At 55.4% G+C, this 22,669-nt stretch carries 17 protein-coding genes; 3 read left to right on the plus strand and 14 right to left on the minus strand.

Going from position 1 to position 22,669, the window contains the following annotated elements; translation table 11 throughout:
• Positions 1–9: 9 nt before the first annotated feature.
• The 10 genes from nifS to nifH form a co-directional block, all read right to left on the minus strand.
• Positions 10–1,212, minus strand: coding sequence for a cysteine desulfurase NifS (nifS, locus tag ACS0RQ_RS13255; RefSeq protein ID WP_271850510.1), 1,203 nt, complete (start codon positions 1,210–1,212; stop codon positions 10–12).
• Between the two features lie 34 nt (positions 1,213–1,246).
• Entirely contained in the window at positions 1,247–2,074 is an 828-nt protein-coding gene (gene nifU / locus ACS0RQ_RS13260; protein WP_039078962.1) for a Fe-S cluster assembly protein NifU, read from the minus strand.
• A 198-nt stretch (positions 2,075–2,272) separates the two neighbouring features.
• Positions 2,273–2,737 (minus strand): NifB/NifX family molybdenum-iron cluster-binding protein, encoded by a 465-nt coding sequence (locus ACS0RQ_RS13265; protein ID WP_039078963.1) that lies wholly within the window; start codon positions 2,735–2,737, stop codon positions 2,273–2,275.
• The gene (gene nifN, locus ACS0RQ_RS13270) at positions 2,724–4,106 is read right to left on the minus strand and encodes a nitrogenase iron-molybdenum cofactor biosynthesis protein NifN (RefSeq protein WP_271850509.1); all 1,383 of its coding nucleotides are present in this window, start codon (positions 4,104–4,106) and stop codon (positions 2,724–2,726) included. Before nifN ends, ACS0RQ_RS13265 begins: the two co-directional genes overlap by 14 nt.
• Positions 4,107–4,116: 10 nt before the next feature.
• Complete coding sequence (gene nifE, locus ACS0RQ_RS13275; RefSeq protein ID WP_271850508.1) at positions 4,117–5,490, minus strand: nitrogenase iron-molybdenum cofactor biosynthesis protein NifE; 1,374 nt, start codon at positions 5,488–5,490, stop codon at positions 4,117–4,119.
• Between the two features lie 177 nt (positions 5,491–5,667).
• Complete coding sequence (locus tag ACS0RQ_RS13280; RefSeq protein ID WP_271850506.1) at positions 5,668–6,327, minus strand: NifB/NifX family molybdenum-iron cluster-binding protein; 660 nt, start codon at positions 6,325–6,327, stop codon at positions 5,668–5,670.
• A 10-nt stretch (positions 6,328–6,337) separates the two neighbouring features.
• Positions 6,338–6,556: a putative nitrogen fixation protein NifT gene (gene nifT / locus ACS0RQ_RS13285; protein WP_039078967.1), complete on the minus strand. Its 219-nt coding sequence runs from the start codon at positions 6,554–6,556 to the stop codon at positions 6,338–6,340.
• A 43-nt stretch (positions 6,557–6,599) separates the two neighbouring features.
• Positions 6,600–8,162: a nitrogenase molybdenum-iron protein subunit beta gene (gene nifK / locus ACS0RQ_RS13290; protein ID WP_039078968.1), complete on the minus strand. Its 1,563-nt coding sequence runs from the start codon at positions 8,160–8,162 to the stop codon at positions 6,600–6,602.
• A 55-nt stretch (positions 8,163–8,217) separates the two neighbouring features.
• Entirely contained in the window at positions 8,218–9,666 is a 1,449-nt protein-coding gene (gene nifD, locus ACS0RQ_RS13295) for a nitrogenase molybdenum-iron protein alpha chain (protein WP_039078969.1), read from the minus strand.
• A gap of 25 nt (positions 9,667–9,691) precedes the next feature.
• On the minus strand, positions 9,692–10,573 hold the full coding sequence (nifH, locus tag ACS0RQ_RS13300; protein ID WP_039078970.1) for a nitrogenase iron protein: 882 nt from the start codon (positions 10,571–10,573) through the stop codon (positions 9,692–9,694).
• A gap of 414 nt (positions 10,574–10,987) precedes the next feature.
• On the opposite strand from nifH, the gene nifJ reads away from it, so the two are divergent.
• Positions 10,988–14,500: a pyruvate:ferredoxin (flavodoxin) oxidoreductase gene (nifJ, locus tag ACS0RQ_RS13305; RefSeq protein WP_271850505.1), complete on the plus strand. Its 3,513-nt coding sequence runs from the start codon at positions 10,988–10,990 to the stop codon at positions 14,498–14,500.
• A gap of 69 nt (positions 14,501–14,569) precedes the next feature.
• Here nifJ and ACS0RQ_RS13310 read toward each other — a convergent pair whose 3' ends face one another.
• From ACS0RQ_RS13310 to ACS0RQ_RS13325, 4 genes are all read right to left on the minus strand, one after another.
• Positions 14,570–15,289 carry a retron system putative HNH endonuclease gene (locus tag ACS0RQ_RS13310; protein WP_271850504.1) on the minus strand — a complete coding sequence of 240 codons (720 nt, stop codon included), beginning with the start codon at positions 15,287–15,289 and terminating at the stop codon, positions 14,570–14,572.
• The gene (locus tag ACS0RQ_RS13315) at positions 15,286–16,689 is read right to left on the minus strand and encodes an AAA family ATPase (RefSeq protein ID WP_271850503.1); all 1,404 of its coding nucleotides are present in this window, start codon (positions 16,687–16,689) and stop codon (positions 15,286–15,288) included. Before ACS0RQ_RS13315 ends, ACS0RQ_RS13310 begins: the two co-directional genes overlap by 4 nt.
• 294 nt (positions 16,690–16,983) lie before the next feature.
• Complete coding sequence (locus ACS0RQ_RS13320; RefSeq protein WP_271851384.1) at positions 16,984–18,456, minus strand: amidase; 1,473 nt, start codon at positions 18,454–18,456, stop codon at positions 16,984–16,986.
• Complete coding sequence (locus ACS0RQ_RS13325; RefSeq protein WP_271851385.1) at positions 18,453–19,928, minus strand: MFS transporter; 1,476 nt, start codon at positions 19,926–19,928, stop codon at positions 18,453–18,455. Before ACS0RQ_RS13325 ends, ACS0RQ_RS13320 begins: the two co-directional genes overlap by 4 nt.
• 361 nt (positions 19,929–20,289) lie before the next feature.
• On the opposite strand from ACS0RQ_RS13325, the gene ACS0RQ_RS13330 reads away from it, so the two are divergent.
• Entirely contained in the window at positions 20,290–21,207 is a 918-nt protein-coding gene (locus ACS0RQ_RS13330; RefSeq protein WP_039078973.1) for a LysR family transcriptional regulator, read from the plus strand.
• Positions 21,208–21,247: 40 nt separating this feature from the next.
• Positions 21,248–22,630: a M24 family metallopeptidase gene (locus ACS0RQ_RS13335; protein WP_271851387.1), complete on the plus strand. Its 1,383-nt coding sequence runs from the start codon at positions 21,248–21,250 to the stop codon at positions 22,628–22,630.
• Positions 22,631–22,669: the final 39 nt, after the last annotated feature.

Below are 22,669 nucleotides of genomic sequence, written 5' to 3' on the forward strand. Positions count from 1 at the left end.
CGCCTCCGTTTAGCCGTAAACCGGCGCAAATGAGGACGTTACCGGGAGCGGTTTACCGTCCTGCCAGTAAGGGGAGAGCATCCGCAGCCGGGCGATAATCGGCGGCAACGTGGCGATGACGTAATCAATCTCTTTTTCCCGCGTGTAGCGTGACAGGGAGAAGCGAATGCTGCCATGAGCGGCGGTATAGGGAATATTCATCGCGCGCATTACATGCGACGGTTCAAGAGAGCCTGACGCGCAGGCACTGCCGCTGGACGCGGCGATCCCCGCCTGGTTGAGCAGTAACAAAATGGCTTCGCCTTCAATAAACTCGAACGCCAGATTCGCGGTCCCCGGCACCCGTGGCTGTTTGCCGCCCATGACCATTACCGACGGCACGCTAGTGACCAGCTCGTCCTGCAAATAATCGCGGAGCCGGGCAATTTCACCCATACCGGGCAGATGAACCTGTGCCAGTTCACACGCGCTGCCCATGCCGACAATCCCGGCTATATTTTCCGTGCCGGCGCGCCGTCCACGCTCCTGATGACCGCCACGCAGCAGCGGACGAAAGCGCGTGCCGCGACGTAAATAGAGGCAGCCGACGCCTTTCGGGCCGTGCAGTTTATGCGCGGAACAGGAGAGCATGTCGATAGCGGTTTTACCGACCGCCAGCGGAATTTTCCCTACCGCCTGAACCGCGTCACAGTGGAACAGCGCGCCGTATTCATGGGCCAGCTCCGCCATCTCTGCCACCGGGAAAATCACCCCGGTTTCGTTGTTGGCCCACATCACGCTGACCACCGCCACCCGGTGGCTGAGCGCCTGGCGGTACTGAGCCATATCGAGCGCACCCTCGGCATTGACCGCAATACGGTGGATCAGATAACCCTGGCGCTCCAGGTGTTCGCAGACCGCCAGTGTCGCCGGGTGTTCCACCGTGGTGGTGATGATTTCACGGCGTTCCGGCAGCAGTTCAATGCAGGCATGCAGCGCCGTCGAGGTCGCTTCCGTGGCGCAGGAGGTAAAAATGATTTCACTGGCGTGATCGGCGCCAAGCAGGGCGGCGACCTGTTGATGCGCACGCTCCAGCGCCCCGCGCGAGGGCAGACCAAAGTCATGAATCGAGGAAGGGTTGCCGTAGTGTTCGGTCAAAAACGGCATCATCGCCTCCAGCACCATCGGGTCGATACGGGTGGTGGCGTTATTATCCAGATAAACCTGTTTCATCTTTATTCCCCCATAACGGATAGTGAGGTGTGGCTTATGCCGCCACGACTTCCATAAAACAGCCGGTACGTTCCATTAATTTCTGCTGTAGCCAGGCCAGCGTCATATCGGTCATCATGCAGCCGCTACAGCTACCGGAAAGGCTGACGGTCACTTTGTGATTCGCGACATTAATCAGCGACATATCCCCGCCGTCGGCCTGGATGTGCGGGCGCAGTTCGGTAATGGCGTCGATCACCTCTTGCCAGTGCGGATCTTTTGTCGCCTCCACCGCGACAGCCGGAGCCGCCTGCTGCTCGGCCAGAATATCTGCCAGCGCCAGTTCGATACTTTCGTGGCAGGACGTGCAGCCGCCGCCCGCTTTGGTGTAGTTGATCACCTCTTCAAGGGTGGTCAGCCCGTTGGTCAATACCGCGCGGCGAATCTGGCCTTCGTCTACGCCAAAGCATTTGCAGATAAGTTTGCCTTCTTCATGATCGTCATCGAGGGTTTCGCCCCGGTAGTTGGCGATTGCCGCACGCAGCGCTTCCTGGCCCATCACTGAGCAGTGCATTTTTTGCGGCGGCAGCCCGTCGAGATAGTCGGCGATTTGCTGGTTGGTGACCTGTTCCGCTTCTTGCAGCGTGCGGCCAATGATCAGTTCCGTTAATGCCGACGAGGAGGCGATGGCGCTACCGCAGCCAAAGGTCTGAAAACCGGCCTCCAGGATGGTTTCGCTTTGCGGGTCGACCCGCAGCATCAGGCGCAGGGCGTCGCCACAGCTTATCGAACCCACATCGCCAATCGCATTGGCCTCTGCCACCACCCGGGCATTACGGGGATTAAAAAAATGATCTTTCACTTTCTCGGAATAGTTCCACATGCTCTCAGCTCCCAGGATTATGACGGACAGCGCAGGGCGCAATTCACCGCGTTAATCAACAGCGGGTATAAAGATTAAGCAAAAGCAGTACCAGAGCGTAAAAATGATGTTTTTCAGTGAGTTATTAATTCCTCCTCACATAAGCCCACGCGCAATGTCGTGGTTTATGTGAGGTTTGTCGCAGAAACGACACAATCTTTAGCGTTCATCGTCGTCCTGCCACTGACTTTCCAGCAGCAGTTGCGAAAAGCGATTGGGATCGCGAAGCCGCGTGCTTTTGCGCTGTTCTTTGTCATACCAGTAGTGCTGGATTTCCTGTAACAGGCCGACAATCGGCGTGTCTTCGGGCACGCGAACGGCGCGCACGCCTATTTGCAGCAGTTGCCGAAATACCGTTTCGCCAATCGCCACACAGTAAAGGGTGACGCAATCTTCCAGCGCGCTGATGCGGCTGGTTATCTTCTCGGTTTGATGGCCAGCCAGTACGGTAAAGTCCACGACCCGCAACAAGGTGACGTCATCTTCTTTGACGCCATACACCACCAGGCGTGGCGTAGCACCAAAGTGCTGATCCACGTGATGGTAATCGGAACTGGCGAAGGCGACTTTCATCGACCATTCACCGGAACAGATAGTGCTGAACTGGCGATTAACATGTTGCATAGCGACCTCCGTCTGCGTCCTGGGCAAATTGCTGGCGCAGGGGGGAGCGGTAGACGGGCAGGTGGTGATGACGTTCGCGCATCAGGTTCGCCAGCTCGAACAGTGTGTCGCGAATGCCGGGGTATCCCTGACGCACGCGGCGAAATTCCCCAAGCCTGTCGAAGATAGGGAACCCGGCGCGGATAAGCGGGATGGAGAATTGTTCGGCCAGGTCTGCGGCATGGGAGTTGGCGACCAGCAGGTCAGCAGGCATATCGCAGAGTAAATCCTGCATATCTTCCAGATCGCCAATGACCACTTTCTCCACGGGAAGCTGTTGCAGGCCCGGCTGGCTGACCGGCGCCACAACGGGGCCGGGGAGCATGCCCTGGCTACGGGCGAAATCACACCAGCCCGCCAGCAGATCGCCCTCGGCGGCCAGCGCGAGTCGGGCATCCTGCAACCACATATGACAATCGATCATCGCATCCTGCAATTGTCCGCGCTGGCGCTCAATCCAGGCGGGAACCTCGCGCCCGGAAATGATCTTCAGTTGATGAATGAAACGGTCACAATGTTCCATGGTCATCAGATGGGGAAGCACGATCACCTCGCCACGGCTACGCTGTGCCAGCAGCGATGCCGCACGGGACAGCGACACGCCAATAGCAAACGTGCACAGGCTCTGTCCCATCTGTTCGATAACGCGCAGGGGCGTGCCCCCCTGGGTGACCGGCGAAAAATCGCCGCTTGCCAGGTGGCCATCGAGCGACTGCGAAAGATCCGGCACGATCACCGGTTGCAGGCCAAAAGCCTCCACGTAGCTGCGCAGCAATTCAACATCACCGGGCGTCAGCAGGTGACTTAACAACAAGTTGACCCGCCGGTTACGCAGGCCGTGCTGAGGCTTTTCCGGCACCCACTGTTCGATGACGCTTTCCACCACCGCACTAAAGCCGTTCTCCAGCGTGCCGTAAAAATCCGGCGTGTTGACCGTCAGGAGGGCGATATTTTTGTGGCGGGGAAAATCCTCACGGAACTGACGTACCACGCGGCTGATATCGCTGCCCTGCGCCTCAGACAGGCCGGTACTCAACAGGACGATGGCTTTTGGGGTGTTGCGCTGGCACAGCGTATTGAGGGCGGTAAGGATATTGCCATCCGCCCCCATGACCGTTGAGGTGGGGTCCATCGCTGTGGATTGCAGCGGAATAGGGTCATGAAAATGTTGGATAAAAAACACTTTGGCGAACGCGCTGCATCCCTGCGCGCCATGCACCAGCGGAATACTGTGCTCAAAGCCGAGGCTCGCCAGAATGGCGCCTAACGGCTGGCCGCTTTTTACCGGGCTTACCGCCAGCGGTTTCTGATTACGGATGATATCTGCCATCTTTCACTCCTTATTGCCACGGTGCACGGGCGTGTGTTTGCGGCCAGACGGGGCTTTCAATAGTCTGGCAAAGCTGTTGGGCGAGGGTGACGATGCCGCGATAACCCGCAAAAGCGTGTTCGCGCTCCTGGTTGATATCCAGAAACGGCAGCCGCGCTTTGTACGCGGTATACATGTTACGCCCCCCGGCGATCATCAAATCCGCCTGGTAGCGGTACACCACATCCAGCAGGGTGCGGGCATTGCCTTCTTCCAGCATCAGCGCGTCATCGCCCATTAATTCGCGAATACGCTGCTTATCTTCTTCGGTGGATTTGCGCGTGCCGGTCGCCACGACGGTCATCCCTAAATCCTGCAATGCGGAGACCACCGACCAGGATTTCACCCCGCCGGTATAGAGCAGCACTTTGCGCCCCTGTAGCCGTTCGCGCCACGGGGCCAGCGCCTGATTTGCCGTGGCTTCTTCGCGGGCAATAACGGCTTCGGTGCGGGCAATCAGATCGCTATCGCCAAGCAGGGATGCCAGTTGACGCAGGGCATCGGAGGTGGCGCGCACGCCGTAAAAACTGCCCTCAAACCAGGGGGTGCCATAGCGCTGTTCCAGGGTGCGGGCAACATTGATCAGCGCTCTTGAACAGACCAGCATATTGACCTGCGCGTGGTGCAGGGTCTGGATTTCGCTAAAACGGCCATCCCCGGAAAGGCTGCCCAGCACGCGAATACCCAGTTCATCGAGCAGCGGCTGAACGTGCCAGAACTCCCCGGCGATATTAAATTCGCCAATCAGACCGATATCGTGGCGGTGTTCCGGCGCGAAGGGGGTATCGTCCGGCCAGGGGGCAGGCGCGCGCCGTCCAATGACCTTGTTAACCATCACTTCACCCGCGAGACGGTTGCCAAGGTTTTTGCTGCCATAGAACCCGGCGGCATCAACGGCAATCACTGGCACGCCGGTGGCGGTTTCCGCCGCCTGACAGACGGCGTCAATATCATCCCCCTCCATCGCCGGAACGCAGGTGTTATAGATAAATACGGCGGCAGGGTGATAACGGTTGACGATGTGGCGCACCGCATGGAAAAGCCGCCGTTCGCCGCGCCCCATAATGACATCCTGCTCGTTCAGGTCGGTGGTAAAGCCGAGCCGGTTGAGACTGGGGTCGGAGCTCATACTGCCCCGGTTATCCCAGGAGCTTCCCGTGCAGCCAATCGGTCCGTGGACCAGGTGCGCCACATCCGACAGCGGCAGCAGGGTGATTTGCGCGCCGTCGAACGCGCAACCACCCGCCGTTGCACCGGGTTTAGGGGCGCTACAGCCGGATTTCTGTTTGTGATTGTGTTCGCAGGCGGGTTCATCCAGCAGCGCGAGAATGTCATTTCCCTTCATAGTGACCTCATTGACTTGGTGGGCTGTGCCCAATGCTGCAATTCGCAAGCCAGGAATGAGTTATTGATTTTTAAAGGGAATACTCTGTCAGGTTTACGACAAAGCAGACAATTGGCGTATTGAGGACAACGGGGAAAGGCCCCCTGCATCCGCAGGTCAGACGCAGGGGATCGCAGGTTAAAACACCCGCTCTTCCAGCGGGTTGGCTTTCTCAAGACGTTTTGCCAGCCAGGGTGGCAGACGTCCGCTCAGCAGTGCGGTAATGGCATCGCACTGGGCGGCAATGGACATCCCAGGCGACACTTTCATTGGGTGGATATTGTGACGAATCAGCCGGGCCGCCGCAGGGCCGCCAATGGCTTCACAAAACAGCAGGTGGCAATCACTCAGGAGCTGCGCGCGAACTTCATTCGGCTCCTGGCTTTGCGGGGCAGAGGGAAGACGGCGTAACGCGTGCAGCCATCCACCCTGTTCATCGAAGGCGTAGATAAAAAACAGCCGCCCCTGACCAAAATGGCCATTGATCAGCAATCCATCCTGTGAACAAAAGGCTACCCGTAATTGCCCCTGACGAGCGGTGCTTTTTACCTGCAGGTGCGCGGGCAGCGTACCGTGAAGGCACGCGTTAACGCGGCTCCAGCGTGCGGGCGACATCATCGCCGTTTCAGACGGGAAGGTCGCTTCCAGTTCGCGGATATTGAGCTTATCGAGGTACGCCGGGGTTAAGGCGTCGTCGCGTTCTCCTGTCAGCCAGGCCAGGATCTGCGCGGGTTGCAGTTCCGGCAGACACTGAAATAGCGCCAGCATGCGCCAGAAAAGGACATCGTTATCGTTCATCTGACCTCCTTCACAAAAGTGCGCCGCGCGTGGCGCGCAGGCTGATGGGGAAGGTGGGGCGTCCAGGTTGCAGGCTGACGATATACTGGCGTCCCCCCTCCAGAGAAATAGCGCCACCCCAGTTATCCGGGGTGTCATGTTCAATCGCGATGACTTTTGCCTCAAGGTCCTGCTTGGCGATGTAACACCACAGATCCGGCCCGCGCTCACGAAATATCACTATTGGCATCGTTTCCCCCTTGCTGCCCCGCACAAGGCGGGGCGCATTATGGTTAGCGGACAAGGTCGAAGCTGTAGTCCGTTTTGCCCAGTTTGATGGTGTCGCGGTCGACTTTTTCCAGCACGGCGTTGACCAGGGTGGTGACGATATTCATCGCCCCTTCATAACCCCAGGTGGTCTGGCGATGCAGGTGGTGGCGGTCGAACAACGGGAAGCCAAGACGGATCAGAGGAACTTCAAACTGCTCGCCTTTCGCCAGGGTGTCACGCTGGATGAATTTGGCGTACGAGTTGCCGATCATAAAGTCCGGTTTGCGGGTGAACATCAGCGAGCGGAAATGCCACAGATCGCAGTTGATGAACACTTCGCTCTCCTGACCGTAGGGCGATGCCTCAAGCATTTTCTTCATCGCTTTCTGCCAGCGCTTGCTGCCGTTATGACAGAGGATAACCGTCGGCTCGCAGCCCAGTTCCAGCAGGAAACGCGTCAGCCCCATCACAAAATCCGGATCGCCGTAGAGACCGAATTTCTTACCGTGCAGCCAGGTGTGTGAATCGAGAATCATATCCACCAGGCGCCCACGCTCCAGCGTCAGTTCATCGGCCACCGGTTTGCCGGTTAACTGACTGACCGCCATCAGCAGTTCGTCGGTCCCGGTCAGTCCCATCGGGATGGACACTTCTGTGGCGGGCTGGCCCCAGGACTCCTGCACCACTTTTTTGCTCTTCACCAGATGCCAGGGTTGCAGCAGCAGGGTGTCGATAGCATCGGGGGCGTCGCGCATCTCTTGTTGCGTTGTGCCGCCCGCATACATGCGATAGTGGCCGTCGGCTGGCGTATCTAACACCTCAGACGGGTCAGACAGCAGGCTACAGGGCACCTCCATCTGGGCCATCATGCGTTTGAGCACGCGGTAATTGCCAAGATAGGTTTCAAAACCGGTCACCAGGTTTAGCTTCGCCAGCTTGCCCGGTTGCGCCACGTGATCGGCGGTAAATGCCCGGGCGAAACCTTCAAACATGTTGTCCCAGCCGGTGATGTGGCTACCGATAAAACTTGGCGTATGGGCGTAGGGCACCGGAATGGCGGCATCGATAAACCCGTCCTTTTTGGCGTTGGCGATAAAGGCCTGCAGGTCATCGCCGATAACCTCCGCCATACAGGTAGTGGAGACGGCGACAATTTCCGGTTTGTACAGGGCGCTGGCATTTTGCAACCCGGTGTTAAGGTTGTTGTTGCCGCCGAAGACCGCCGCATCCTCTGTCATAGAGTCGGAAACGCAAGCGATCGGCTCTTTGAAATGACGGTTAAAATAGGTGCGGAAATAGGCCACACAGCCCTGGGAACCGTGCACATAAGGCAGCGTATTGGCAAAACCCAGCGAGCAGAGTACCGATCCTAAAGGCTGGCAGGCCTTTGCCGGATCGACGGTTAACGCTTCACGCTTAAAGTTCAGCGCTTCGTACTCCGCCGTGGTGGTCCATTCAAAAACCTCTTGCACGCGCTGCGGGTCGTGCGCCTCTTCCAGACCGCGCTTATTGCGAAACAGCGTCTGGTATTCGTCCTGTTCAAACAGCGGATGACAGGTGACAATTTTCTCAGCAGTTTGGCTCATGATGTTCTCCTCCCGCGCCACAAATCGGTGAACAAACGGGATGTCAGGATAGTATTCAGGCTGATTTCAGCCAGGGTGCGGTCAACTCGCCCCAGGCGGGATTGTTGAGCGTCATGTCCATATCGCGGGCAAAGATGGCAAAGCCGTCATAGCCGTGATACGGGCCGGAGTAATCCCAGGAGTGCATCTGGCGAAACGGTACCCCCATTTTCTGGAAAATGTATTTTTCCTTGATGCCTGAGCCAATGAGGTCCGGCTTAATCGCCTTCACGAAGGCTTCCAGTTCATAACTGCTGGCATCGTCGAACAACAGCGTGCCCTCTTTGAGGTCCGGCAGGGTGCGGTCGTAATCGTCGTTATGGGCAAATTCATACCCGGCGGCGACAATCTCCATGCCCAAATCCTCATACGCGCCAATCACATGGCGAGGACGCAGGCCACCCATATAGAGCAGCACCTTGCGGCCTTCGAGACGCGGGCGGTATTTGGCGATAATCGCGTCGTTCTGCGCCTGATATTTGGCGATCACCGCTTCCGCATTGGCGCGGATGGTGTCGTCAAATTGATCGGCGATCTTACGCAGCGATTCGGCGATTTTGGTCGGGCCAAAGAAGTTGTACTCCATCCACGGGATACCGTGTTTCTCTTCCATATGGCGAGAGATGTAGTTCATAGAGCGGTAGCAGTGCACCAGGTTCAGCTTCACGAACGGGGTGTTTTCCATCTCTACCAGCGTGCCGTCACCGGACCACTGCGCCACCACGCGTAACCCCATCTCTTCAAGCAGAATGCGCGACGCCCAGGCATCCCCCCCGATGTTGTAATCGCCGATGATGGCCACGTCATAGGGGGTGGATTCGAAGGGCTTCCCTTCGCGGTTATCCAGCACCCAGTCGCGGATCACGTCGTTGGCGATATGGTGACCGAGCGACTGCGACACGCCGCGAAAGCCTTCGCAACGCACCGGGATCACCGGCTTGTTGAGCGCTTTTTTACTGGCATTCGCCACCGCTTCGATATCGTCACCGATTAAGCCAACCGGGCATTCCGACTGAATGGAGATGCCTTTGGTCAGCGGGAACAGTTCCTCCATCTCCTCAATCAGTTTGGTGAGCTTTTTATCGCCGCCGAAGACGATATCGCGCTCCTGAAAATCAGAGGTAAAGTTCAGCGTCCCGAAGGAATCAACGCCGCTGACCCCCGTGTAGTAGTTGCGCCGCCCGGCACGGGAGTACTGCCCACAGCCGATCGGGCCGTGGGAGATGTGGGCCATATCTTTAATCGGCCCAAAAACCACGCCTTTCGACCCGGCGTAGGAGCAGCCGCGGACAGTCATCACACCCGGCTGCGATTTGCGGTTAGAGATGATGCATTTCCCGACGCTTTCCATCTCCGGGTCGGTCACCATCATGTGCTTTCTGCGTTCTTTGCGCGTTTTTTCGGGAAAGATCTCCAGCACTTCCTGGATAATTTCCAGATTACGTTCGCCTGTTGCATTGCTCATAACTGTGTTCCTGTTACAAGGCGGCTCAGGCCGCGTTTTCTTCGGCGGCGGTTTTACCGATGATGCTGGCGTCTTCCACATCCATAATGCCGAACTCCATCAGCAACTCTTCCAGTTCATCCATGGTGCAAGGGGTCGGGACGACCATCAGGGTGTTGTTGACGATCTTGTTCGCCAGCGCGCGGTATTCGTCGGCCTGGTTGCATTTCGGGTCATATTCGATAACCGTCATACGGCGAATTTCCGCGCGCTGGACGATGTTGTCGCGTGGCACAAAGTGAATCATCTGGGTGCCCAGTTTTTCTGCCAGCGCGATGATCAGTTCATCTTCGCGGTCGGTCTGACGAGAGTTACAAATCAGCCCGCCCAGGCGTACCTTGCCGGATTTAGCGTATTTCACGATGCCTTTGGAGATGTTGTTAGCGGCATACATCGCCATCATTTCCCCGGAGCAGACGATATAGATCTCCTGCGCTTTGTTTTCACGAATCGGCATGGCGAACCCGCCGCAGACCACGTCACCGAGGACGTCATAGAAGACAAAGTCGAGGTCGCTGACATAGGCGCCTTCTTCTTCAAGGAAGTTAATGGCGGTAATAACGCCGCGGCCTGCACAACCCACGCCTGGCTCCGGACCGCCGGATTCTGCACAACGCACGCCGCCGTAACCGATTTGCAGCACATCTTCCAGTTCAAGGTCTTCCACTGAACCCACTTCGGCGGCCATCTCCATAATGGTGTTCTGCGCTTTCGCATGCAGGATCAGACGGGTGGAGTCCGCTTTCGGGTCGCAGCCGACGATCATCACTTTTTTACCCATTTCCGCGAGAGCGGCGACGAGGTTTTGCGTGGTGGTGGATTTGCCGATCCCACCTTTGCCATAAATGGCGCATTGACGCATGGTCATGGTGTGTTCTCCTGTTTGTGTGTTTGCCCATTAACCAGTGCAGGGAACATACCAGCCGTGCCATAACCTATAATTTATTGTATTTATTGATTTTTATATTTACCGCCTCTGTGGGTGGCAAAACAAACACTGAACAATATGCAGACCAATTGTTGGAAACAGGACAATTCGCCGCCGCATCCGCCGCTGCCGTGGCGGCGCTGACACTTTGTTAGCTGTTCAACAGGATGTCGGACTGCCTGTCTTATTCCGCGCAATGTCGGAAGACTCACAAGTCAGGACTTTTAGTTAATACCTTGAATTTGAACGCGGATATTGCGTTTTCCCGATATGGCACAGGCTGTGCAATGCAGGGGTACTACGGTTTGCCGTCAGCAGGCGGCGACTTTGCCTCTCACATTCGAGGAACGAGAAATGTCCGGAAAGATGAAAACGATGGATGGCAACGCTGCGGCGGCCTGGATCTCCTATGCCTTTACTGATGTTGCGGCGATTTATCCCATCACCCCCTCAACACCGATGGCGGAAAACGTCGACGAATGGACGGCACAGGGTAAGAAAAACCTGTTTGGTCAACCGGTGCGTCTGATGGAGATGCAGTCAGAAGCCGGTGCGGCAGGGGCCGTACACGGCGCATTGCAGGCGGGAGCGCTGACCACAACCTATACCGCGTCACAGGGATTACTGTTGATGATCCCCAATCTGTACAAGATTGCGGGCGAGCTGTTGCCGGGGGTGTTTCATGTCAGCGCCAGGGCGCTGGCGACCAACTCGCTGAATATCTTCGGCGATCATCAGGATGTCATGGCCGTGCGCCAGACCGGGTGCGCGATGCTGGCGGAAAACAATGTCCAGCAGGTGATGGATCTGTCGGCGGTGGCGCACCTCGCTGCGATTAAAGGCCGCGTGCCCTTTATCAACTTCTTTGACGGCTTTCGTACCTCCCATGAAATCCAGAAAATCGAGGTGCTGGAACATGAAGAGCTGGCGCCGTTATTGGATCAGGAGGCACTCAATCAGTTTCGCCGCAATGCCTTAAACCCGGATCACCCGGTCATTCGCGGCACGGCGCAGAACCCGGACATCTACTTTCAGGAACGCGAGGCCTCCAACCGCTTTTATCAGGCGCTGCCGGAGATTGTCGAAGGGTATATGGCGGAGATTTACCGTATCACCGGGCGCGAATACCACCTGTTCGATTACTACGGTTCGCCGGATGCTGAGCAAATCATTATTGCGATGGGGTCAGTGTGCGACACCATCCAGGAGGTGGTGGATGCGATGATCGACAGCGGTGAAAAAGTCGGCCTGGTTTCCGTGCATCTGTTCCGGCCTTTCTCGCTGGCCCATTTTATGGCGAAGATCCCCGCCAGCGTGAAGCGCATTGCCGTGCTCGACCGCACCAAAGAGCCGGGCGCGCAGGCGGAACCGCTGTGTCTGGATGTCAAAAATGCCTTTTATCATCACGAAAACCCACCGCTGATTGTTGGTGGCCGTTATGCGCTGGGCGGTAAAGATGTTCTGCCAGGCCACATTGTTTCTGTGTTCGAAAACCTGAAAAAACCGCTGCCGATGGATGGCTTTACGGTGGGGATTTTTGACGATGTTACCCACACCTCGCTGCCGGTACCGGTTTATGACATTCACGTCTCTCGTGAAGGTATTACCGCCTGTAAATTCTGGGGGCTGGGTTCCGATGGCACGGTCAGCGCCAATAAGAACGCCATCAAAATTATCGGTGATAACACGCCGATGTTCGCGCAGGCCTATTTTGCCTACGATTCGAAAAAATCCGGTGGGATAACCCTGTCGCATCTGCGCTTTGGTAAGCGCCCGATCACTTCGCCGTATCTGATTCATAACGCGGATTTTATTGCCTGTTCACAGCAGTCTTATGTCGATAAATATGATCTGCTCGATGGCATTAATCCGGGCGGGATTTTCCTGCTCAACTGCACCTGGTTTGGCGAAGAGGTGGAGCGCCATCTGCCCAATAAAATGAAGCGCATTATTGCCCGCCAGGGGGTGCGGTTTTACACCCTGAACGCGGTCGATATCGCACGTAAACTCGGCCTCGGCGGGCGTTTTAATATGCTGATGCAGGCGGCCTTTTTTAAACTGACCGACATTATTGATGCCAAAACCGCCTCGGCGCACCTTAAGAAAGCGGTGGCAAAATCCTATGGCAGCAAAGGGCAGAACGTGGTGGATATGAACAATGCCGCGATCGATCTGGGGATGGATGCGCTACAGGAGATTATCGTTCCCGACCACTGGGCGTATGCAGAAGAGGAGGAGAAAGAGGACGGCAAACTGATGCCGGACTTTATTCGCAATATCCTTGAGCCGATGAACCGCCAGAACGGCGACAGACTGCCTGTCAGCGCTTTTCTGGGTATGGAAGACGGGACATTCCCGCCCGGCACTGCCGCCTGGGAGAAACGCGGTATCGCCATGCAGGTGCCGGTCTGGCAGCCAGAAGGCTGTACCCAGTGTAACCAGTGCGCCTTTATCTGCCCGCACGCGGCCATTCGCCCGGCGCTGTTGAGCAGCGAAGAGCGCGAAGTGGCTCCTGCTGCGTTGCTGAGCAAGCCCGCGCAGGGGGCCAAACACTATGAGTATCATCTGGCTATCTCGCCGCTCGACTGCTCTGGCTGCGGTAACTGCGTGGATATTTGCCCGTCGAAAGGCAAAGCCCTGGCGATGCAACCCCTCGACAGCCAGCGCCCGATGATCCCGGTGTGGGATCACGCGCTGGCCTTGACGCCCAAAGAGAACCCGTTCAGCAAAGCCACGGTCAAAGGCTGTCAGTTTGAAACCCCGTTACTGGAGTTCTCCGGCGCCTGCGCAGGGTGCGGCGAAACCCCGTACGCGCGCTTAATCACTCAGCTTTTCGGCGACCGGATGATGATTGCCAACGCCACGGGTTGTTCGTCTATCTGGGGGGCCAGCGCACCGTCCATCCCATGGACCACCAACCACAAAGGCCAGGGGCCGGCCTGGGCGAATTCGCTGTTTGAAGATAACGCCGAGTTTGGTCTGGGGATGATGTTGGGGGGCCGCGCTATTCGTGAACAACTGGCCAGTGATGCGGCCAGCGTGCTGGAAAAACCGCTGCATCCGGATTTGCAGCAGGCGCTGCGCGACTGGCTGGAGAACAAAGATCTCGGTGAAGGTACCCGCGCGCGGGCGGAAAAACTGAGCGCGCTGCTGGCGGCTGAAAAGGGCGACGATGACCTGCTTAATCGCCTGTATCAAAATCAGGACTACTTCACCAAGCGCTCGCAGTGGATCTTCGGTGGGGACGGCTGGGCCTATGACATTGGCTTTGGCGGCCTCGACCATGTGCTGGCCTCCGGTGAGGATGTGAATATTCTGGTGTTTGATACCGAGGTCTATTCCAATACTGGCGGCCAGTCATCGAAATCCACACCAGTGGCTGCCATTGCCAAGTTCGCCGCCGAAGGCAAACGGACGCGCAAAAAAGATCTGGGAATGATGGCCGTCAGCTATGGCAATGTGTATGTCGCTCAGGTGGCGATGGGGGCCGATAAAGCCCAGACGCTACGCGCCATTGCCGAAGCCGAAGCCTGGCCGGGACCGTCGCTGGTGATTGCCTACGCGGCCTGTATTAACCACGGTCTGAAAGCGGGGATGGGGCGCAGTATCAGCGAGGCGAAGCGCGCGGTAGAGGCCGGATACTGGCACCTCTGGCGCTATAACCCACAACTGCTGGCGAAAGGGAAAAACCCATTTATTCTCGATTCGGAAGAGCCGGAAGAGAGTTTCCGTGACTTCCTGATGGGTGAAGTGCGTTATGCCTCGCTGGGACGTACCTCGCCGGAGATAGCCGATACGCTGTTTGCCCAGACCGAGCAGGATGCCAAAGACCGTTACGCCCAGTACAAGCGGCTGGCCGGCGAGTAAGAGAAGAGGCCCGGCAGGCTATGGCTTGCCGGGCGTTGAATGAGAAATGGACATTGCCACCTGATCTCTTTAAACGAGTTGAGGAGCATAGGTGTTCAACACTTCTTCTGCTAATGGACCGAAGAATTGACGTGTGAGTGAAAAAAACTGTGTCAGTTGGTTGTGCTGTGTAGGTACAAGATCAAGTTGTATGAGTTGGTAGAGGTCCCAATCATCGCGGATATGCTCTTGTTCAAGTCTTTCAAGCTCCGTCCACCAATCCATGCGTAAGTTTTTCAAATAGTTACTGTTAAGATTAAGTAAATCAATAGTGTACTGAGCTCTGATTCGTTCGGATTCCAGAAGTTGAATTCCTGGTACAACTCTTCCATCAGACAAATAGTGAAAATAGCTAGCGCAGTCTGGGCTAAAACAGGAAACGAACTGTGCAAGGTCGACTGCAGTGCGCTTACCCAGAGCATGACCCCCGAAAACGTCTGCTTTTTGCAAACGGGGTATATCATCGGTGCTCAATGCGCTTGCGGCTAAATTCGTTTCATCAAACGTTCGGGAAGGGTTCTGATTTTTATTTTCAACATGTTCTATATGATGGCTAATTCCAAGTAAGTCAGCCCGAACTTCGCTGTAACAGCAGAGTTGATATTGCTGTCTAAGCAGACAACGCAGAACCGTATCCTTATGTCCAAAAGAAGACCAGCGACTGGTTGCCTGCTCTGAGGTATTCGGTGGGGATGCATGCGCCTGAGCCAGGCCATAAACTTCAAGCGGAGACTGAATGATAAATTTCATTTTTTTTGTTTCCATTCAGCCAGTCGTTGCTGTCTTTCAATGCTTCTTTGCAGGCGTTGTAATTGAGGATGTTGGTCACCCAAAGATTTAATGAGTTCTTTCATTAGTTTCCTGGCTTCGTCTTTATCGCTCTGCCCCTGGTCAACCAATTCAGTAAGTCTTTGAAGGTGTTCTTTTTCTTTAATGGGGGGTTGTGGGTCCACCTGCATAACAGTCTGCAAAACTTTGTTGCTTGGTTCGCCATAGGTGTTTGTTAAAGGTTTCCCGGCAATAGTTACTCCCTCGACATTTTCACCCAGTACACGAACAGACTCAGAGCTGACAGTACTTATCACCTGTGGACTGTGAGTTGTCACAATAAACTGAAGTTTTGGAAATGCGGTTTGCAAAGCGCCTAACACAGTTTGCTGCCAGGCAGGATGTAGGAACATATCCACTTCATCGATAAGAACAACACCACGGGTTTCAAACGCAGCCCGCTCCCCGAGATGGGGATTAAGCTTGACGCAGCGAAATGCGATGTCCGAAACCATTGCAACCATATTGCGTAAGCCATCACTGAGCATTTCCAACGGTATAAACCCCTGCTCAGGATGTTCCATGACTAACTGCTGCCCCATGCTAGAGCGATACTGTAGGTCATGCCAGCCGGTGAGTTTTTCTGTTAGTTGATTTATTGCTGTTTGTACGACAGTAATTGCTGCAGCAAAGCTTGTAAGCTCATTATTTTCCGCCTGGCTTTTGTTTTCCAACTGGGTAATTTGCAACTCGCGATAACTGCGGAAAACCCATCCATACCATGTTTCAAACTGTTTATAACTTGATGTGGCTGTGAGGCAGTTTTGATAGCCCCAGAGGCGAGAGAATACGCTGTTATCGAGTTTTTTATCTTCAGCTTCGGAAGTATAACGTCCCTGGTACCACAGACGTCCGGTACCGAGATAAACAATCAGTGGCAGGTTGTCGACGGGTTTATTTTCTTGATTTGAATAAATATCGGATTGGATCTTCGATGCCCAACGCATCAAATCACCTGTGCGAGCATTTCCTTTGGTTTGAGTCCGAGGTTTTACCTGCTCACGTCGTTGTAACCATTCCAATTTGTTTTTTGGGCCAATATTGCTGCCAGTAGCAATGATCTCACTGGGCAGCACGGGTTCCATGTTTTGCTGATTTCGCAACAGTCGAACATCGTCAATCTGGATGGTTGCCGACTTTCCTGTCTGGCTTCCCAAGTCAAAGCCTTTAACAAACGGCCATAATGCAATACGCACAGCATCGAGAATAGTCGTCTTACCCGCACCATTTGGCGCGATCAAAACCGTCATTTGGGGATGAAAAGTAACATCGAGCTGTTCAAAACATCTAAAATTTCTGAGTTGGATCTTATCGATTCTCATAATATTTATTTTGCCTCTGTTACTTATGCATGAAGAATCGGAGATTCTAACGTCAGGAAGCATTTAATGGCAAAAATCCCTGCCAATAACGGTCGAAAAAGCAATGGAGGTGCTGCATTCCTGAATAAATCGAGACCCATTCAACATATTGTTTTGAAGGGGTAACTAATTTAACCCTGAGCACTTTTTAGGGCAAGTATGGCGGTCAATAACAACGAAAGTAGAAGAGTGGCAGTGGACTGTAGCCGACGTAAAAATTGTTAATCCGACGGCTACAGTCTCCCATTTATTGAATTAACGCGTAACATGCACCTGCGGCGTGGTGTTACTGATAAATCGCCCGCCGAAGGCGCGCTCAAGCTGGGCCGCCAGTTGCAGCAGCAGCCCGTCGTTACCCTGGCGCGTCTGGAAATGCATGCCGAGCGGCAAGCCGGATTGTTGCCAGGCCAGCGGCAACGAAATACCGGGCGTGCCGGTTAAACTGGCAAGCGGGGTATAGGAGAAGATATCCCACAGGGAATAAAACCAGTCCATCACGTCCGGGTTATCGCTGAGCGTCAGGTACTTTTTCTCACCGAGTAGCGGCGTCGGTTTGGAAAACGTCGGCGTCAGGATCAGATCCCATGTCTGGAAAAATGCCCCCAGCTTGCGGGAAATCTGGTTAAACGCATCCTGCATTTTCCAGCGCTCGCTGTAGGACATCGTTATCCCTTTTTGCCAGATGCGGATATTCATCGGCTCGATTTTATCCTCCGGTGGGACGCTAAGATCGTTTTTCTCCAGCAGCCGCTGAATAAACTGCGCAAAATTGCTGATATAGCAGGCGGTCTGTGCGGCAAAGGCCTCTTCGAAGGGGATATCTGGCGTCACCCATTCCACCTGATGCCCCAGTTCCTCAAGCAGGCGCGTCGTTTTCTCCAGCTCTTCGACAAAGTACGGCGTTGCGCGGTAATTACCCCATTCGTGGGACACGGCAATACGCAGCGGCGTAGGATCGCGGGTGATCATCTCGCTATAGGGCTGCGGGGGCTGCCAGTAAGGCATAAACTCGCCCGGTGCGCCGCCCCGGCAGCTATCGACAAAGCGGGCCGTGTCGCGCACGCTGCGACTCACACAGCCTTGCGTTGAGACATACCCGGTGATATCCGACAGTGCCGGGCCAATTGAAAAGACGCCCCGACTACTTTTCAGGCCAACAAGCCCATTGGCCCCCGCCGGTATGCGAATGGAGCCACCGCCATCGGTGGCATGGGCGAGGGGAATAATCCCGGCGGCCACCGACGCGCATGCCCCGGCAGAGGAGCCAAAGGTGGTGTATTGCGGGTTCCACGGGCTGCGCGTTACGTAAATCGCCGGGTTTTCCGCCGATCCGCAGACGCCAAACTCCGGCGTGGCGCTGCGGCCAATAATATTAAGCCCGGCATGGCGTATTTTCGTGGTCAAAAAGGCGTCTTCATCCGGACGATTGCCACGCATAAACGCGGAGCCTTGCTCCTGCAAACGCCCCTTTACCCCCGGCCCTAAGTCTTTCATCAGGAAGGGAACCCCTTTAAACGCGCCCTCCAGACAGGTGCCGTCGGTTTCCGGTTGGTGGATGGCATCATCAAACAGTTCCACGACAGCACTGATTTGCGGGTTAATCCGCAGCGTCGCGGCCTGTGCCTGTAGCGCCAGTTCACGGGCGCTGACGTCGCCGCGCTCGACCAGTTCAGCCAGCGCGGTGGCATCGCAGGCGGCCCACTCATCCCAGCTCAGTACGGTGTTCATTGTGATTTCTCCTTCGCAAACTGGATCTTGCCCTGCGGCGCTTTGAGGCGGCGGGTGGCCTTATGAGGGGCACGTTCTTTGAGCATCAGTGTCGCCACCAGGCAGAGGATATTGGCGGCGATGAGGTAGTAACCTGGAGAAACCGGGTCGCCGGTCCATTTAATCAGCCACGAGAAGACAATTTGCGCCGTCCCGCCAAACAGGGTGATGCCAAAGGCAAAGGTGATGGAAAAACCGGTTGAGCGGATATAGCGCGGGAAGTTTTCGCACAGCACCACCAGCACGCCGGCGCCGCTGATACATTGCAGAGCGGCAAAGAGGGTGATGATGGCAAAGAAAACGCCTTCACTGCGCCAGGCATTGATCATCTCAAGGCCTGGTAGCAGCAAGAGCAGCAGAATCAGACGCGGCGCGATAATGGTCATCTTGCGCCCGAAGCGGTCCGCCATCCAGCCACCCACCAGGGAAAACACCACCACGCACACGCCGATAAGAATGGTCGACGCCATGGCCGTGCCTGGCGCAAAAGCCAGCTCTTTCAGGGCATAGGTGGTCATGTAATTGAGGAAATATTGCGTGATGGTACTGCCTGAAAGAATAAAAATACCCACCAGAATCAGGCCACGGTAGTTACGCATCACGTCACCGAGCAGACTGCCTGTGGACTTGCTGGCGTCGCTGTTCTCAGTGGTGAAGGTCTCGTTAAGGTTACGGCGCAGGTAGATGGCAATGGGCAGGATGATCAGTCCAAAAGCAAAAGGCACGCGCCAGCCCCAGGCCGACAGTTGCTCCGGCGTCAGGATGACCGTCAGCGTATAACCAATCACCCCGGCGCTGATGCCTGCCAGCCCCTGGGCGACAATTTGCCAACTGGTGTAGAAGGCCCGTTTGCCTTCTGGCGCCGCCTCCATAATAAAGGTTGTCGCGGGGCCAGCTTCGCCACCCCAGGCCAGCCCTTGCAGCATGCGGACAATCACCAGCAGGATAGGGGCCGCCATGCCAATCGTTTCATAACCGGGCAGAAAGACCAGCCCACCGGTGCCGATGGTCATAAAAACCATGGTGAGCAGCATCGCCGGTTTACGTCCTACACGGTCGGCATAGCTGCCAATAAATATGGCGCCGAGCGGGCGGACAATAAAGCCGATACCAAACACAGAGACCGACAATAAAAGACTGGTGAAGGGGTTATCAGAGGGGAAGAAAATATTGCCGATCATCACGGCAAAGGTGGCATAAGCACTGAAATCGAAAAATTCAACCGCAGCGCCAAGCACAACAGCCACCACCTCTTTGCGTGATGCTTTGGGTTTTATCGCGCTATGACTTATTTCGTTTGTCATCGTATGGCCTTCCTCAATGTGTTCAGGCGAAGTGAAACGTGAAAAGACATAGCAGACATATAACAGGGCGCAGATCAGCTCACTATCACAATTAGGCGAAGGAAGGCAGTGTTTAAAAAATGTATGCACTCACGGCAGGCTAAGCGAATAAGAAAATAATATGGTTAAATTTAATTACCTGTTTTTATTATGGAATTTGTTTTTCGTTTGAGATGGGATTCTCCTGCGGTAAATATTCACCTCGTCGAGTGCACTTAAAATGTGCCTGGTTCGTAAACCCGATTACGGAATGGGGCAGCGATAAATCAGCGGTCATGCCGCATATTCAGGCCATTGTGGCGTAATGACGATTTGAATAGCTCAGTGAATGCACAAAAATGGCGCTCCGTGCTTACTAAAAGTGCAATGTGGCGCTAATTATGTCGATGTTTGCCAATATTTCGCCAGCGTAATAAGGTCGCTTCAATGGATTCATCCAACGGGAGAGACAATGCAATTACGGGCGCTGAAATATTTTAGTCAGGTCGCAAAGTCTGCTTCTTTTCGTGAGGCTGCTGATAAATTGTTTGTTGCGCCAGGGGCAGTGACGCGACAAATCGATATTCTGGAACACTATTATGGCGCGGCATTGATTGAACGAGGCCCGAGGGGGATTAAACTGACCCGTGAAGGGGAGCTTCTGGCGCAGGCGGTGGACGCCACATTGCGTGAACTGGAGTCGGTGAAGGCGCGCATCACCTCAAGGCGCAGCGTGGTGTCCGGTACGGTAAAAATTTGCGCCGCCGAGAGCCTGGTCGCGCTGTTTATCGCGCCCGTCATTGAGGCATTTGGTCAGCATAACCCGGAGGTGTCGTTCGAGATTGACACCGGCAGCGCCCCGTACATTGCCGAACAGCTTATTCGCGGACACGCGGATGTGGCGCTGGCCTTTTATACCCCGGTCAGTGCGGAGATTCAGGTGACGCATTGCTGTCATCTGGAACATAAGGTTCTGATGGCCGCCCACCATCCGCTGGCGACGAAGCCGCGTCTGACCCTCAAAGAGATTGCCGCCCATCCGATTGCCATTCCTCCCGCCAACTATGCGGTGCGCCAGTTACTGGAATCTGCCGCCCGGCGCGAAGCCGTCCACTTCGATATGCGCTTTATTACCAGTTCGATGGAGGTGCAAAAGACCCTGGCGCTGCAGGGCCGGACGCTACTTATTTTGCCCCAGTTACATCATCAGGAACCGGACGCGCAGGCAATGTTTGTGGCGGTACCGCTGGCCGATCCCCTGATGGGAAAAGTGAAGGTCGATCTCTGTTTACCCCGTCAACGGACGTTATCCATGGCGACCCGTCTGTTCCATGATATGTTGTCGCAACGTATTGATGGTCAGAATGCTCTGGTCAACACAACGGCGTAGAGCAATCAGGATCTTTTCCCGCCGCATAAGGAATGACGCCATGACAACGGTTCCGCGCTATCACGTACAGACGATACCTGCGCCGCAAACCTACCCGGATATTGCTTACCCCGTCCTTTCTGACGACACCATGAAACAGCGCTTGCGTAATGTCCTGCTGGCGATGCAGGCCAGTGGTTTTACCCATCTGGTTATCTATGCCGACAAAGAGCACGGCGCCAATTTTGAGTATCTTGCCGGGTTTATTCCCCGTTTCGAAGAAGCATTGCTGGTCGTTAATGCCGATGGCGAGCTGAGCTACATCATGGGCAATGAAAACCTCAAGCTGGTGCCCTTTGCGCGTAACGGCGGCAAATGCCTGCACACGCCGCTGTTCTCATTACCCAACCAGCCGATGGACGGAGATGCGCCGTTGGCCGGGGTGCTCGCCTCGTGCGGCATCACGGCTGCTGCCAGGGTGGGTGTCGTGGGCTGGAAATTATTCACCGGTGATTCAGCGCTGTTTGATGTTCCGGCGTTTATTCTCGATGCGGTGTTCAGCGCGGCAGGCGGGCGGGACAATGTGCGCAATGCTACCGGGCTGTTTATCTCCCCGGAGCGGGGCGTACGGCGGCTGAACAGCGCCTGCGAAATTGCGTTTTATGAGTACGGCGCAAACCTCGCCTCCACGCAGGTACTGACGGCGCTCAATGCCGTTGAGCCAGGGCGGCGTGAAAAAGAGATAGGGCACCTTCTGGCAGGTTGGGGGCAGCCCAACAATGTGGTGATGATTGCCGCCACCGGCGACCGATTTACCAATGCCTGTCTCTACCCAACGGACAAGATTATCGCTCGCGGCGATAAATTTTCTCTGACCGTCGGTTATAAAGGCGGGTTAACCAGCCGTGCAGCCTGGGTTGTCGCCAGTGAAAATGAGCTGGCGGAGCCGGTTGCAGATTATCTGACCCGTGTGGCCATTCCCTATTATCACACCGTAGTCCAGTGGCTTGAGTTTATCCGCCCAGGCGTGACGGGCGCAGAAGTCTACCGCCTGGTGGAGTCGGTGTTACCTAAAGATCGCTGGCACTGGCATCTCAATCCTGGCCATCTGGTTGCCGATGAAGAGTGGTTAAGTTCGCCGATTTACCCCGGTTCAACGGCCCGCCTGGAAAGCGGTATGCTGCTGCAAATCGATATTATTCCCTCGGTGCCGGGTTATGGCGGCTGTAGCATTGAAGATACCGTTGGCCTGGCCGATGAGGCGCTGCGCGATGAACTGGCGCAGGATTACCCGCAGGTGTGGGCGCGTATGCAGGCGCGTCGCAACTATGTCACTGATGTACTGAAAATAGACCTGCCGGAGGAGGTTATTTTGTTATCCAACACGGTAGGGTATTTGCGTCCTTTTTTACTGGATAAAAATAAAGCGGTGGTGAAGGTGTAACAAGCGAAGGTGCTAAACGGGCAGACCGACGCGCAGGCC

This window comes from Phytobacter diazotrophicus, from assembly GCF_052061655.1.
Classification (GTDB): Bacteria; Pseudomonadota; Gammaproteobacteria; order Enterobacterales; family Enterobacteriaceae; genus Phytobacter; species Phytobacter diazotrophicus.